This window comes from Streptomyces sp. CNX435 (genome assembly GCF_059570575.1).
The window spans coordinates 63,467-78,106 of sequence record NZ_JCANTA010000026.1; the positions used below are offsets into that span (position 1 = coordinate 63,467).

Annotated in this window: 10 protein-coding genes; 5 read left to right on the forward strand and 5 right to left on the reverse strand. The window is 72.0% G+C overall.

The genetic code is table 11. The features are described 5' to 3' along the window. The first annotated feature begins 11 nt into the window (after nucleotides 1–11). Nucleotides 12–3,059: an alpha-mannosidase gene (locus tag T328_RS30755; protein WP_496499503.1), complete on the forward strand. Its 3,048-nt coding sequence runs from the start codon at nucleotides 12–14 to the stop codon at nucleotides 3,057–3,059. A gap of 174 nt (nucleotides 3,060–3,233) precedes the next feature. Next, a complete protein-coding gene (locus T328_RS30760) occupies nucleotides 3,234–4,382 on the forward strand; it encodes an ROK family protein (RefSeq protein WP_496499535.1) in 1,149 nt (382 codons plus the stop codon). A 298-nt stretch (nucleotides 4,383–4,680) separates the two neighbouring features. On the opposite strand, the gene T328_RS30765 is transcribed toward T328_RS30760, so the two are convergent. Next, nucleotides 4,681–5,250: an N-acetyltransferase gene (locus T328_RS30765; RefSeq protein WP_496499504.1), complete on the reverse strand. Its 570-nt coding sequence runs from the start codon at nucleotides 5,248–5,250 to the stop codon at nucleotides 4,681–4,683. A gap of 87 nt (nucleotides 5,251–5,337) precedes the next feature. Next, a complete protein-coding gene (locus T328_RS30770) occupies nucleotides 5,338–6,312 on the reverse strand; it encodes an NsdA family TPR-like regulatory protein (protein ID WP_496499505.1) in 975 nt (324 codons plus the stop codon). 413 nt (nucleotides 6,313–6,725) lie between these two features. Here T328_RS30770 and T328_RS30775 point away from each other — a divergent pair, with 413 nt between their 5' ends. Next, nucleotides 6,726–7,553 (forward strand): hypothetical protein, encoded by an 828-nt coding sequence (locus T328_RS30775; protein ID WP_496499506.1) that lies wholly within the window; start codon nucleotides 6,726–6,728, stop codon nucleotides 7,551–7,553. 692 nt (nucleotides 7,554–8,245) lie between these two features. Here the strand turns inward: T328_RS30775 and T328_RS30780 are convergent. Then, the gene (locus T328_RS30780; protein ID WP_496499507.1) at nucleotides 8,246–8,857 is read right to left on the reverse strand and encodes an NAD(P)H-dependent oxidoreductase; all 612 of its coding nucleotides are present in this window, start codon (nucleotides 8,855–8,857) and stop codon (nucleotides 8,246–8,248) included. Nucleotides 8,858–8,971: 114 nt separating this feature from the next. Here T328_RS30780 and T328_RS30785 point away from each other — a divergent pair, with 114 nt between their 5' ends. Further along, nucleotides 8,972–9,586 (forward strand): TetR/AcrR family transcriptional regulator, encoded by a 615-nt coding sequence (locus tag T328_RS30785; protein ID WP_496499508.1) that lies wholly within the window; start codon nucleotides 8,972–8,974, stop codon nucleotides 9,584–9,586. Between the two features lie 103 nt (nucleotides 9,587–9,689). On the opposite strand, the gene T328_RS30790 is transcribed toward T328_RS30785, so the two are convergent. Both T328_RS30790 and T328_RS30795 read right to left on the reverse strand, forming a co-directional pair. Then, entirely contained in the window at nucleotides 9,690–10,976 is a 1,287-nt protein-coding gene (locus tag T328_RS30790) for an FG-GAP and VCBS repeat-containing protein (protein ID WP_496499509.1), read from the reverse strand. A 260-nt stretch (nucleotides 10,977–11,236) separates the two neighbouring features. Further along, nucleotides 11,237–11,917 carry a hypothetical protein gene (locus T328_RS30795; protein ID WP_496499510.1) on the reverse strand — a complete coding sequence of 227 codons (681 nt, stop codon included), beginning with the start codon at nucleotides 11,915–11,917 and terminating at the stop codon, nucleotides 11,237–11,239. A gap of 261 nt (nucleotides 11,918–12,178) precedes the next feature. Between T328_RS30795 and T328_RS30800 the strand changes: the two genes are divergently transcribed. Then, the gene (locus T328_RS30800) at nucleotides 12,179–14,569 is read left to right on the forward strand and encodes a hypothetical protein (protein ID WP_496499511.1); all 2,391 of its coding nucleotides are present in this window, start codon (nucleotides 12,179–12,181) and stop codon (nucleotides 14,567–14,569) included. Nucleotides 14,570–14,640 lie beyond the last annotated feature (71 nt).

Genomic DNA, 14,640 nt, shown 5'->3' on the forward strand with positions numbered 1-14,640 from the left:
AGGAGTCCCTCATGCACGATGACCGGAACCTGGTCGAAGGCCGCCTGGAGCGCGTCCTGCGGGAACGCATCCGGCCCGCCGTCCACCCCGTCTCCACCCCCCTGACCGTGGAGATCTGGTCCGCTCCCGGCGAACCCGTCCCCGTCGCCGACGGACTGGCGGCACCGACCCGACCCATCGCCCCCGGCACCCCGTGGGGCACGCCGTGGGGGACGAGCTGGTTCAAGGTCACCGGCGAGGTCCCGGCCGGGTGGGCGGGACGGACCGTGGAGGCCGTCCTCGACCTCGGCTTCACCCCGCGCACCCCCGGCTTCCAGTGCGAGGGCCTCGTCTACGAGCCCGACGGCACCCCGGTCAAGGGGCTCCACCCGCGCAACGACCACGTCCGCGTCGGCGCCCCGGCGGCCGGCGGCGAGCGGGTCCACTGGCACGTCGAGGCCGCGTCCAACCCCGATCTGGAGGCCGACGGCGTCCCGTTCCAGCCGACGCCGCTGGGCGACCCGGCGACCGCGGGCGACGCGCCCCTGTACGTGCTGGGCGAGATGCGTCTCGCCGTCTTCGACGAGACGGTGTGGGACCTGGTGATGGACCTGGAGGTCCTCGGCGAGCTCATGGCGGAGCTGCCCGTCGACGGCGCCCGCCGGTGGGAGATCTTGCGCGCGCTCGGCCGCGCGCTGGACGCCGTGGACCTCCAGGACGTGAACGGCACCGCGCAGGCCGCCCGCGCCGAACTGGCGGGCGTGCTCGCCTCGCCCGCCGCCCCCGCGGCGCACCGCGTCAGCGCGGTCGGCCACGCCCACATCGACTCGGCGTGGCTGTGGCCGCTGCGCGAGACGGTCCGCAAGGTCGCCCGTACCGCCGCCAACATGACCCGGCTCCTCGACGACGAGCCCGACTTCGTCTTCGCCATGTCCCAGGCCCAGCAGTTCGCGTGGATCAAGGAGCACCGGCCCGAGGTGTACGCGCGGGTCACGAAGGCGGTGGCGGACGGCCGGTTCGTACCGGCGGGCGGGATGTGGGTGGAGTCCGACACCAACATGCCCGGCTCCGAGGCGATGGCCCGGCAGTTCGTGCACGGCAAGCGGTTCTTCCTCGACGAGTTCGGCGTCGAGAGCGACGAGGTGTGGCTGCCGGACACGTTCGGCTTCGCGGCCGGACTGCCGCAGATCATCAAGGCGGCCGGCGCCCGCCGGCTGCTCACCCAGAAGATCTCCTGGAGCCGGACCAACTCCTTCCCGCACCACACCTTCGACTGGGAGGGCATCGACGGCACCCGGATCTTCACGCACTTCCCGCCGATCGACACGTACAACTGCGAGATGACGGGGGCGCAGCTCGCGCACGCCGCCCGCAACTTCAAGGAGAAGGGCGCGGCCCGGCACTCCCTCGCGCCGACCGGCTACGGCGACGGCGGCGGCGGCACCACGCGCGAGATGGTCGCCAAGGCCGCCCGGATGCGCAGCCTCGAAGGCGCGCCCGAGGTGCGGTGGGAGACCCCCGCCGACTTCTTCGCCAAGGCCGCTGCCGAATACCCCGACCCGCCGGTGTGGGTCGGCGAGCTGTACCTCGAACTGCACCGCGCCACCCTCACCAGCCAGGCGCAGACCAAGCGCGGCAACCGGCGCAGCGAGTCGCTGCTGACGGAGGCCGAGCTGTGGGCGGCCACGGCGGCGGTACGCGCCGGGTTCCCGTACCCGTACGAGGACCTGGACCGGATCTGGAAGACGGTGCTGCTGCACCAGTTCCACGACATCCTGCCCGGCTCCTCCATCGCCTGGGTGCACCGCGAGGCGCGGGCGACCTACGCGCGGGTGGCCGGGGAGCTGGAGGACATCATCGGCGCCGCCCAGCGCGCGCTCGCCGGCGGCGCGGCCGGCGGGGGCGAGCTGGTGTTCAACGCGGCTCCGCACGCCCGCGGCGGCGTCCCGGCCGGCGGCGCCGCGGCGCGCGCCGGCACGGCCGGCTCCGTCGTCTCCGTTCTCCCCGTCGCGCTGGACGGCGGCGGCTACGCCCTGGACAACGGCCTGCTGCGCGTCGAGATCGACCCGCGCGGCCTGGTGGTGTCCGCGTACGACCGCGTCGCCGACCGCGAGGCGATCGCCCCCGGCCAGACCGCCAACCTGCTGCAGCTGCACCCGGACTTCCCCAACCAGTGGGACGCCTGGGACGTCGACGCCTTCTACCGCAACACCGGCAGCGACCTCACCGCCGTCGCCGAACTGGGCGCCGAGGGCACGGCGGTGCGCATCGTGCGCACCTTCGGCGACTCCCGGGTCACCCAGCTGCTGACCGTCCCGGCGGACGTCCGGCGACTCGACATCGACACCGAAGTGGACTGGCACGAGCGGGAGAAGTTCCTGAAGCTGGCCTTCCCGCTGGACGTCAAGGCCGACCGGTACGCCTCCGAGACCCAGTTCGGCCACGTCTACCGGCCCACCCACCAGAACACCAGCTGGGAGTGGGCCAAGTTCGAGGCGTGCAACCACCGCTTCGTCCACCTCGACGAACCCGGCTGGGGCGTCGCCGTCGTCAACGACGCGACGTACGGGCACGACGTGACGCGCACCGTCCGCACCGGCGCGCAGGCCGGCACGACCACGACCGTACGCGCATCCCTGCTGCGCGCGCCCCGCTTCCCGGACCCGGAGACCGACCAGGGCGTGCACAGGTTCCACCACGCGCTCGTACCGGGCGCGACGATCGGCGACGCGGTGCGCGAGGGCTACCGGGCCAACCAGCCGGAACGCACGGTCACCGGCAGCACCGCCCGGGTCGCCCCGCTGGTCAGCGTGGACGACGACGCCGTCGTCGTCAGCGCCGTCAAGCTGGCCGACGACCGCAGCGGGGACCTCGTCGTACGCCTCTACGAAGCAAACGGCGGCCGGGCCCGGGCGACGGTCCGGATCGACGGCCACGCCACCGGGCGGGCCGCGTGCGTGGACCTGCTGGAGCGCCCCCTGGCGGGATCGGAGCCGGAGCCGCTCGTCCGGGCGGACGGGGCCGTCGTGCTCGCGCTGCGGCCGTTCCAGATGGTCACCCTGCGCGTGCCGCGGGCCTGACGCACCGCGGGTAGGGGTGGGTCCCCCGCGCCCGCGGCATACGATGGCCGCGAGGCCGGGGGAGGCACGGTGACGACGGGGAACACGACGGCGCACGCGGCGGCGCACGCGGCGGCGAACACGGCGGCGCACGCGGAGAAGCCGGCGATCCGGCGCGGCACGAACCTGCCGCGCATGGCGGACTTCAACGAGAGCGTGGTCCTGGACGCCATCCGCCGGCACGCGGACGGCCTGAGCCGGGTGGAGCTGGCCCGGGCCACCGGGCTGTCGGCGCAGACCGTTTCGAACATCACGCGCCGGCTGCTTGACCAGGGCGTCGCGCGGGAGGCCGGGAAGCTGAACACCGGCAGCGGAAAGCCGCGCACGCTGCTGCAGATCGTGCCGACCTCCCGCTACGCCCTGGGTGTCCACCTCGACCCGGCCGTGATCACCACGGTCCTGGTGGACCTGCTCGGCACCGTCGTGGCCCAGCAGAGCCGCCGGACCCCGAGCGGCGGCGACACGGACCGGATCGCCGCCGACATGGCGGCCTCGGTGTCCGCCCTGGTCGCCGGGTCGGAGATAGCCGACGACCGGGTCCTGGGGCTGGGCATCGCCGCACCGGGCCCCATCGACGCCGCCGCCGGCTGGGTGGTGGACCCGCCGGAGCTGCCGGGCTGGGGCCGCTACCCGCTGCGCGACCGGCTGAGCGAGGCGACCGGCTTTCCGGCGCTGCTGGACAAGGACGTGACGGCTGCGGTGGTCGCCGAGCGCTGGGCCGGCACCGCCACCGACAGCCGCAACCTGCTCTTCTTCTACCTCGGCACCGGCTCGGGCATGGGCCTGGTGGTCGAGGACACGGTGCTGCGCGGCGCCTCCGGCAACGCGGGCGAGGTCGGCGGGCTGGGCGCCGGCTCCTCGGTTCGTACGCTGGTCGACGAGGCGATCGCGCTGGGCGTGCTGGGCCCGGAGTACGCGGACTTGGACCCCGCCGACGCCCGCCGCGGCATGGAGCGGCTGGCCGGCCTCGCCGACACGGGAGACCGGCGGGCGGCCGGCATCATCGACCGCCTGGCGGTCCGCATCGGCCGCGGCGTCTGCGCGACGGCCACGCTCCTGGACGCCGACACCGTCGTCTTCGGCGGCCCGCTCTGGCAGCTGCTGAGCGCCCGGCTCCTCGCCACGATCGAGCCCATCGTGGCGAGCAGCCCGTTCGTACGCGCCACCCACGGGACGACGGTGTCGTCCACCACGCTGGGCGAGAACGTGGCGGCGATCGGCGCGGCCTCCCTGGTGCTCGACAGCACCCTGTCCGCCCAGCCGAGAACCCTGCTGCTCGGCTGAACACCCCGTCGGCAGAGCGGGGCACGTCGTCGTCGACCGGGACCTGACGGTGACCGCCCGGTTCGAGGCGACTCCCACCTGACGGGGAGCGAACGACCGCGTGGCGTACGTGCGATGGGCCGGTACGCCCTGCTTGCCGCGCCGTATCGGCGCGAGGGCGCTCCCCGCTATGGCAGACGACGCAGCCGGCACCGACACCGGCACAGGCAACCCGGTCGACCCGACCCGGCCGCATTCGGCCCGGATCTGGAACTATCTGCTGGGCTGGAACTCCCGCTAAATGCAGTCTTGTCACTGATCACGGGGCAGAAAAGAGGGCATGCAGGGGGGCGCGCATCATGGCGGCGAAGACCGGGGAGTCGGGGAAGGGTTGTTGTTCGCCGATCTTCTCGTAGCCCCACCGTTCGTACACGGCCTGGACCTTGCCGCCGCCGGCTGTCGGGTTGACCAGCAGAGTGACGCGCTGCTCGGTGCGGGGGGCGAGGAGGTATTCGTGGAGGGTGCGCGCGGTGCCGGTGCCACGCCAGGGCTTGCGGACGACGATCTCGTTGAGGGCGAGGGTGCGGTGGCCGTCCTCGGTGGTGTAGCCGTCGGGCAGTGGGGTGGTCATGGCCGTCCACCACCGGGTGCTCGGGGCGAGGGGGACGCAGTACGCGAAGCCGACCGGGGTTTCGTCTTCGTAGCCGATGGCCGCCTCCCAGCCGGGGGCTGTTGAGTGGCCCGAGAGGCGTTCGTTGAAGCGTTCGCGGGAGTAGAACGGTCCGGTCAGACCGAGGTCGCCGGCCCGGACTTCGATGTGGATGTCGCAGATCGTCTGGCGTACGTCCTCGATTCGACTCTGGCCATAGCGCTGGAATTCGACGGTCACAGGCTTGTGCTCTTTTCTGTTCCGGAGCCTTGGGCTTCGAGCCACTGGCGGGTCTCGGCGGCGCGGGGTGCCATCGTGGTCAGCCGTTTACCGAAGGCGTCCAGTAGGGGTGGTCAGGGCCAGCAGTTCCAGTTCGGCCTGGTCGTAGAAAGCTATCCACGGTGGTCGGTGGGCATCGGGGTCAGCGGGGTCCAAGGCGTGCTGCGCGTGGTCCATTGAGCGGCGGGCGGCGAGGGTGTTGCCATCGTCGGCATGGTGGACTGCGGTGCGGGCGTGGGCGAGTGAGGCGTACAGCGGGTCGCGGCGGGTGATGGGGGTGTTGCGGGCGGCGTCGTCCGCGGCGAGGGCGTCTGTGCTGCGGCCGAGCTGGCGGTACAGGGCTCCGGCGTGGCCCCAGACGCGGAACTGCACTGCCGGATCGGCGGACAGCCCGGCGAGGGTCACGGCGTTGTTCAGGTGCTGCGTGGCCTCGTCCAGGCGTCGGCCGTCGATGGCGGCCCACATGGCGGACGAGGTGAAGGCGGCGGCCAGGGAGTACAGCTCGCCGCGTACCCGCTGGCTGGCGATGCTGTTCCGCTGCAGGTCCAGGGTCTGGGCGGCCAGGCGGACGGCCCGAGCCTCCACGGCCTCGGTGCCTCCATGACGGTTGTCCGAGGCCACAAGATCTGCGAGTTTGGCGGTGAGACGGTCCACGTCCGAGCTTCCGATGCGCGGTATGGGGCCGGTCGCAGTTGCCACGGGCACGGCCGCTGTGCCGGCGCTGGCGGTGATGAAGGTACGTCGCCGCACAGGATCCTCCGGTGGTGCTGGGTGGGTGCCTTTCCCTCGCCGGACGAATCCCAGGTCCTCGGGTGACTTCCCTGTCACTGTTTCCAATGCGACGCGCTGCTTGGCCTGTGGCCAGGCGACTTCGCCGCTCAGCCAGCGGCGCACGCTGCGGTCGGTCAGCGTTCCCCGGCCGCCGGATAGCTGGCCGATGGCGTCGTTGACCTCCTCGGCGAACTCGGTCTCGGTCATGCCGGTTTCGGTGAGGTATGTGGCTAGGGCCGTGTTCAGAGCCATGTCTTCACGCTAGGACCCGGCATCGGGCCGGAATGGTAAAGAGAGTGTCAAATCGTCCGGCGCTGCGCGCGCTGCCGCGGGGTGCTTCGGCCTGTTCGTGGCCGTCTCTGCCCAGTTGTCTAGGTGTAGCCAGGCCCTCACGCACAGGAGCGGGAGCGGAAGTATCGCCCACAGGCGACGTCATCAGTTCAGCCCGTGCGTGACGGGCGCTGGCACACCTCGTACCGAACCGCAGAGGCGGAGACGACAATGAGCACTGTGCATCGTGAAGTTGCAGGTCGTGGGCCTGGCGTGTGCTGTCTTCGGCGTGCTTGTGCTGGTTGCGAGCGGTTGTCTGGGGTGTAGATCGTCTGGCAGTGTGGGTGTGCGGTTTTCCGCCCGCTGTCGCGGGTGCTGCTCCTACGCTGCGGCGCGTGATGGATCCCGAGGTGCTGGAGCGGATCGCCGCGCGGCGTGCGGAGCTGGACGGACTTGAAGAGCAGCTGGTCAAGCAGCTGTCGGAGGTGCGGGCCGAGCGGGACGAGTTCGCCGTGGCCGAGCGGGTGTGGCAGCGGATAAGCGAGCAGCTTGCCGACTGCTCCCACGATGACGCCCCCGCCGGACGACGCGAGCACAGCCGGGTTGCCGGATTCCGTCAAGGTTTCGTCAGACGTCGACCCAGATACCCCCGCGATGCTTCACCGCGGATCCCCCCACAAACAACCGACCGTTCATGGAGAAGCATCATGCGCATAAGACGTGCACTCGCGCTCTTCGCCGCAGCGGGCGCGCTGCTGGCAGGCGCCGTCGTCCCGGCGGCGGCCTCCGGCAGCGACGACTCCGCCGCCCGGCAGCAGCAGGACGGCACCGCCGAGCCGCTCGCCTTCTGGTGGCCGCAGAACTCGTACCCGCCGCTGGAGACCAACGTCGGCAAGAAGGTGTCCAAGCCCGACATCGACGCGTCCAACTGCTGGGCGCTCCCCTATAAGGCCACCGCCTGCTACAAGTCCCACGGGGACTACATCTACGTCTCCGACATGAAGTCCGACGGCAGGTCGGCCATCGCCGCCTTCGAGGACATGACGAGTGAGAACGTCATGTACCGCCAAGGCGTCTGCCGCAACCCGTACGGCAAGGGCACCTGGGTGCGGTGCAACTACGAGTTCCGCGAGAGCCACTGGGGCATCTGGATCTCGGCCGGCACCAGCAACGGGTGGGCGATCACGGACCTGTTCTCGGAGTTCATGTGGACCAAACCCTGAGAAGGGGTGCCGTGCCGCCCGGCCGGTGGGGGGTTGCTCCGCTGGGGTACGGGGCCGGGCGGGTGCGGTTGCGCCGGGTCCCCCCCAGCCGACGCGGGGAACTGCCCTACGCGGCTTTGAGCTCGGCGACTCGCTGCGCCTTCGCGGCGAGTTGCTTCACTGCCCGTGCCTTCGCATGCGGGCGAAGCCTCCGCCGCATGGTGGCGAAGTGCTCGTCCCCGCGGGCGGTGGACAACTGCGCGTAGCTCCCCAGGAACTTGCTCCAGCTGTCGCAAGCACGCCGAAGACAGCACACGCCAGGCCCACGACCTGCAACTTCACGATGCACAGTGCCCAGCGGGTTCGGTTGCGAGCCCGCTGGGGGGCCTTCATGAGAAGAAGCCGGGCATCCAGGCGGCAACGAGCCCCCATCGCACTGCTGCCGGAGGCGTGGGACGCCCGTACGGCGCTTGGCGGGCGGCTCACACGGCCGGTGGTGACTTCTCGACAAAGCGTCGGGTCCGGAGCGGCGCCCTGTCCGCACACCTCGAGACAGGGGATCGGCCCGTACGAGCCGGTGGATCAGCTCGTCCGCGGTCTGGCCCGGCCTGCTGAACAACACCCGCACCGCACCCGCACCGGCACGAGTACCGCCGGCGGGGCCGGTGCCGGTGAGGACGCACGGGGTCATGCCACCCGAGCCAGGGTGACGCTCAGGCCCGAGCCGCGGGCTCGCGCAGCGTTCGCAGCGCGCCGGACCAGGCGAGCAGCCCGTCCAGCATCTCGTGCAGCGCCGACTCGTGCTGCTCGCCGGGGCGGATGACGCGTGGGGCGTCGGGGTCGGTCGGGTCGCTGGGCTCGAAGTCGTCGAAGACCGACAGCGCCACCTGGCCGCGCACCGTGGCGACCTTGACCTCGACCATCACCTGCCGCAACTGCTCTACGGAGCGGACACCGCCCGCGGTGCCGTAGCCGACGAAGCCGGCCGCCTTGTCGTTCCACTCGGCGAAGAGGTAGTCGATCGCGTTCTTCAGGGAACCGGGGATGCCGTGGTTGTACTCGCCGGTCACGAAGACGAATCCGTCGTACGAGCCGATACGCCCCGCCCAGCGCCTGGTGTGCTCGTGGCGGTACTGGCCGAAGACGGCGGCCACGGGCTCGTCCAGGACCGGCAGTCCGAAGTCCGCGATGTCCACGACCTCGTACTTCGCCCGGCCGTCGAGGGTGGAGGAGTGGCGGCCGGCGGCCTCCTCGACCCAGCGGGCGACCGCGGGCGCCCGGCGGCCCGGGCGGGTGGTGCCGACGATGATGCCGATCTTGATCATTGGAGAATCCTCCTGTGATGTGCTGACACACCTTGCCGGTGTCGTCTCGTAAGGTACAACGATGATGGCAATAGGTAAAACGATGACTGTAATCAGCGGCCTGAGGAGGACGGTATGACAGGGCTCGCCGAGAAGCGCCGGGCCGTGCTGGAGGGCGCCCTCCGCGTCTTCGCGCGGGACGGCTACACCCGTGCCCGGATCGACGTGATCTCTGCCCGGGCCGGGGTGTCGACGCGGACGATCTACAACCACTTCCAGGACAAGGCGGAGCTGTTCCGGAGCGTGATCCAGGAGAGCGCCGCGCGGGCCGCGGAGGCACAGATCGCGATCATCGACCGCCACCTGCGCAAGGTCACCGACCTGGAGGCCGACCTGGTCGACCTCGGCCGCGACCTGGTCGCGATGGGCGTCGAGGAACCCTTCGCCGACCACTTCGGCCTGGTCCGGCAGATCAACGCCGAGATCGAGCACATTCCGCCGGCCGCGATCGAGGCGTGGCAGGCCACGGGGCCGATGCGGGTGCTGGACGTACTCGCCTCGCACCTGGCCCGGCTGGGCGAGCGGGGTCTGCTACGGACCGACGACCCGCGGCGGACAGCCACCCACCTCATGCTGCTGATCTCGGTGTACAACCCGTCGATGCCGAGCGCCGTGCCGTCCGAGGAGAGCACCGAGTCGATGGTGACCGCGGGGGTGCGGGCGTTCCTGTACGGCTACGCCGCCCGGTGACGAGCCGACGACGCGCGGGGCGGCTGCGGGGCGCCGCATCGGGGCTTCGTCCTCCACGAGCCGCCGGACGCGGACGCCTCGCTGTCCGGCGCAGCCCGCGGGTTCAGCGGTCCGCCGCCGGCAGGCCCAGTTCTTTCGCGGAGACGAAGCGTGAGCCCGCGGCGTCCAGCCCGGTGCCGGAGCCCGGGAGCAGCCACAGGCCGCGCAGCTCGCGCCCGCGCTGTGTCTGGGCGACCACGTCCATGCGGCCGTCGCCGTCCACGTCGAGCAGCGGGGGGCGGGACTCGAAGCGGACGCGGGAGTAGGGCCGGGGAGAAGCGCCCTGGACGCCGGGGGTGTCCAGGCCGACGGACTGGGGGCGGGTCGCGGACGTGGCGCGGGCGACGTCGGGGACGAGGTGGACCAGGCCCTGCTGCACGTCGGCGTAGGGGGAGGAGACGACGAGGTCGGGCCTGCCGTCGCCGGTGACGTCGCCGACCGCGCGCCCTTCCGCGTCGCCGCCCTCGACGCCCGTGATGACCTCGGCCGGCGGTGTCCGGTGGCCGGGGTCCTGGTTCACGGACATGGTCAGCGTCCGCTCGGCCCCGTCCATGGCGATGCTGAGGAGTTCGTCGTCGCCGTCCCCGTCGGCGTCGCCCGGCACCCCTTCGAACCCCTCGTCATTTTTCGCGTTCCGAGCCAGGGAGAGCCCCCGTGGCCCGCCGCGGAAGTGGTGTACGGCCACGAGGTCCGTGAGGCCGTCGCCCTCTCCTTCGGGGTCGGTCCACCGGAACCACACCGTCAGCTCATCACGCCCGTCGCCGTCGTAGTCGCCCGCCACCGCCTTGTACGGAGCGGAGTCCGCCGAACGCCTCTCGTCCAGTTGCTGCGTGCGGGCGGGCTTCCCGTCGCGGTTGAACGGCCCGTACGAGACGGTGCCCCCGGACGGTGTACCGCCGCGGTCGTACTCGGCGAGGCGGTACACGTCCGCGGTGCCGTCGCCGTCGAAGTCACCGACACGGCCTTCTTCCCAGCCGGCCCTCTCCGTGCCCTGTACGACGGCTGTGCCGGTGGCGAGCCGTGCCGGTCCGGTCACGCCGTGCGGGCCGCCCCACAGCGCGTACTGCTGCCCGGTCTCCAACGTGACCAGCAGGTCGGTGAAGCCGTTCCCGTCGAGGTCGCCGCGCGCGAACTGCGCCCACGGCACGCCGGTGACCTCCTGCCCGGCCGACTCGGCCCGCAGCGTGTTCCGGGTACGCGGGTCGAGCCCGCGCGCGGAGCCGTACACGACGGCGATCCGGTCCGCGCCGACGGCGACCGCGGCGTCGTCGTAGCCGTCGCCGTTGAGGTCGCCGGGACGCGGCTGCCGTGCCGGCTTACCGGCAGCAGGCCGTGTCCCCTGTCCGGCCATGACGAGTTTCCCGGCCGCCTTTCCGGCCGCTTCACCGGCCGCAGCCTTCGACGAAGACTCCGCCGCACCGGAACGGTCGCCCCCGCCGCTGCAGGAGGCGAGTAACAGCGAAACCGCGACGGCCGCGCCGACCCCGCGGGTCCCAGGTTTCCGTGAACGCATCGGCCGATGATAAGCAATCGCCTTGTCCCGAGTCGGCACGACGTGTTCACAACTGTCTGCGACGGGGCCGACTGCACGAACAGCCGTCCGGCGCCGTGTCACGATGTGGCCGGGACGGTCCAGGTGATGTTGTCCTCGGTCTCGTACCAGGAGTTTCCCGGGCCCCGGTACCAGTTGACCTCGGCGGGATCGCTCGCTTCGGAGACCAGGAGGGTTTCGCACCGGGTTTCCACCTCCCTCGCGTCCAGACGCTCGATCATGCCGGACTTGTCCGAGGGGCAGGCGCCTCCGATGTCGAACGGGACGGCGGACAGCACGGTTTGGGCCTGCTGCCCGCTCGCGTCGAGCAGCGTGACGTTCGAGCCCGCGTACGTGTATTCCAGCGGGTCGCCGTCGACGTGCTCGACGCTGAGGCGGACGAACGCCGGCCGGAGGCCCTTGACGTCGGCTGGCTCGAAATACCCCTGCAGGTCGGAGTGTTGGCCCGTGGTCACGCTGTCGACGGTGACCCGGATCGTGGCGGTCGCCGCCCGCTCACCCTCGTCGCCCTCCTCCCGCCAGGTGAGGGGTTCGCTCTCCTCGCCGACGGTGTAAGTGAGGCGTTCGGCCGGCTCGGACGGGCGCGCGGAGGCGGGGTCCCCGGAAGCCGAATCAGCCGGCGACTTGCGGGGCGCCTGGGTGGCGTGCCCCCGGTCGTCGTCCCCGCCGTCGCCGGAGCCGCAGCCGGACAGCAGGCCCGCGAGAGCCGCCGCAGCCGCCCACGAAAATGCCTTTCGCACTCTCGTCCCTCCCGTTGAGATATCACGCTGTATGCCGTCGACCATTTTGCATGTACTTGTGATTCATGGTCCGTGGAGACGGCACGCCGGCCGGGTCCGTCAAGGTTTACGCACAGGTTTCGTCAAGGTCCGGCGAGGCATCATGCCTCGTGACCGCCGGGAGATTTCGGATCGCCGCAGAACGCGACGAATTCCCGGCCGTCATGCGAACGGGCGCGGAGGCGAGCGCCGAGAACTTCGCCGAGAACGTTCAGGGAGATCATGGCAAGCGCCGAGCCCTACGCCGCCCTGTCCGCGGCATCCCGGTTGGCCCCGTCGGCCGTTTTCGCGACGCTGGGGGTCCGGTTCCGGAAGGACATCCTGACGCTGGCCCGCAGCGGCGATCCGATGCCGCCGCGGCTGGTGGAGCAGGCCATCGACGCGTGCGACGACGAACTACTGGCGGCCATCGCCGGCGGGCGCTGGCGGTACCCCCTCCATCCGGCCCGCCATCGGGCCCGCCGCCGGCTCGCCACCCTCGGCGACCCCCGGCTCGCCGTGTCGCTTTACGCCCTCGACCCCGACAGCAAGCCCTACGACAGCAGTTGCTTCCGCGAGTCGCTGCGGGAGCTGCGCGCCGATGTGCTGGCGGCGGCGGCGCGGACCCCGGACGACCCGGGCTGGCGGGAGCCGGGCGGGCTGGTGCCCACGCTGCTGGACAGCACCGATGTGCTCGCCCTCCACCCGGCGGTGGACGGCCCGTTCCCCGAGGTCGGCCGCCACGCCCGCGATCTGCTCCGGCGCATGCCGCCCCGGAAGCAGGTGGAGCTACTCCGCCGGTTCGAGGCGGGCGGCGGCCGGGAGCACCTTGCCGAGTGCATGGCACGGGCCGAGCTTCACCCCACGGTGGCGGCCATCGCCTGGCGCGCGGTGACCCACTCGCACCCGAACGGTGTCCTGCACAAGAAGTGGCGCCACGAGCTGGATCGGGCAGAGCGAGCGTCTCAGCCGGACGGCAGGGTGGACTGGGAGGAGGTGCTCGCCCGGCATCGGAAAGAGCCCCTCGACAACGAGGAGATCCGCAAGCTGTGGCTGCTCCCCGGCTGCCCCGACGAACTGGTGGCCGCCGCCTACCGCCGGCCGGACTTCGCCCTCACCGATGACAAGCTGCGGCCGGTCCCCCGCAAGGGGCTGCTGAACGACCGCTGGGAGCACCGGAGCACCGAAGGCGAGCTGCGCAGGGTCATAGAAGTGGGGCCGGCCGGGGAGTGGTTCCCGCCGGAGTGGCCGCTGACGGTGGCACGGCCCGCCGTCCGCGTCCTTTCCGCCTTCTGCCTCCCGTACCAGAAGGAGCTGTCGCCGACGGCCCCGGGCACGGCGCTGTCCGGGCTTGCCGCGCGGCTCGGGTCCGAGGTGCCTGCCTGGCAGGCGTTGATCAGCCTGCTGCCGGAGTTCTCCGGATCGGTCGCCGAACTCGTGGCGGAGGCCGTCGCCCAGGCGCCGCGGCACGCCGGGGAGGACACGCCGCTGTCGCGGCGCCGCACATGGGACGCGTACACGACGGACCGCGCGCTCATGCTGCTGCTGCACCACGCCACGGAGGACGTGCAGTGCGCGGTGCTGCCGCACATGCACGACGAGATCGTGCAGATGATGCTGGTGTTCGCCGGCGGGGTGTCCACGGAGGTGCGCGACCACGTCATGGGGCTGCGCGGCCCGAGGACATTGACGGACATGGGAGTGCGGGTCGTCCTCGACGACGCGATGCAGTCGTACGTGCTGGGTCTCGGCGATTCCGAGGTCAACGCGGGACTCTACGTTCACACGCTCTCGGACGCGCATCGGCGTGCGCTGATGGCCGGCCGGCCGCCGGGCGCCGGCGGCACGGAGCCACTGCCGTTGAGCGGCGAGCTGGTCGACACCGTGGTCGCGCGACTCAAGCTTGAGTACGCCGACGAGAACCGCAGTCTGCTGATGCCGGCGATCGAGTCGGGTCACCCCCAGCTGGTGCGGGAGCTGCTGGGGCGGGTCAAGCTGCACACGCCCGCCGCCCAGCTCCGCCTGGTGCTGCGGCTGTGGGAGCGGGCCGGGCCGGGGGAGGTGCGTGCGTTGCTGGACGAGAGAGAGTTCCCCGGGCGGCGTGGCCGGTCGCATCCCCTGTCGGCGAGTGTCCGCAAGTCGGCGGAGCGGGCGTGGGCGGACGGTTCGGCCGAGGACGGGCTGGCCCTGCTGCGTACGCGGGCGGACGAGGCATGGTCGCCGCCGGGCCGGGCGGCGTACCTGCGCGCCGCCGGGCGCCGGTCGGAGAAGGGCGCGGCGGAGGGGGTGAAGCGTCTGACGGAGGAGACGGGCGAACCGGTGCCGTGGGCGGCGCTGCTGGCCGCGCACGGCGAGCAGCCGCTGCCCGATCCGCTGCTGGTCGTGCTGGGCGAGACCGACGGATGCCCCGCGGAACTGCGCGGGGTGGTCCTGCACGAGGCCCGGCCCGCCCCGCGGGTCGTCCGGTGTCTGATGTCGCCGGAGCGTACGGAGGTGTGCCGCGAGGCGCGTGCGCTGGTCGCCCGCCGGCTGGGGGACGACGTGGAGGCGTGGGCGGTGGCCATGCTGCTGCTGGAGGACTTCGAGGGCACCGTCCCCGAACTGCTGGCCACGGCCCGGGCGGTCGTCGGCTGAGCGCGACGGCGCGAGTTCACCCGGGCGCGGCCGTCGACCGGATCCGCTCCCGCAGCGCGCGGAGCGCGGAG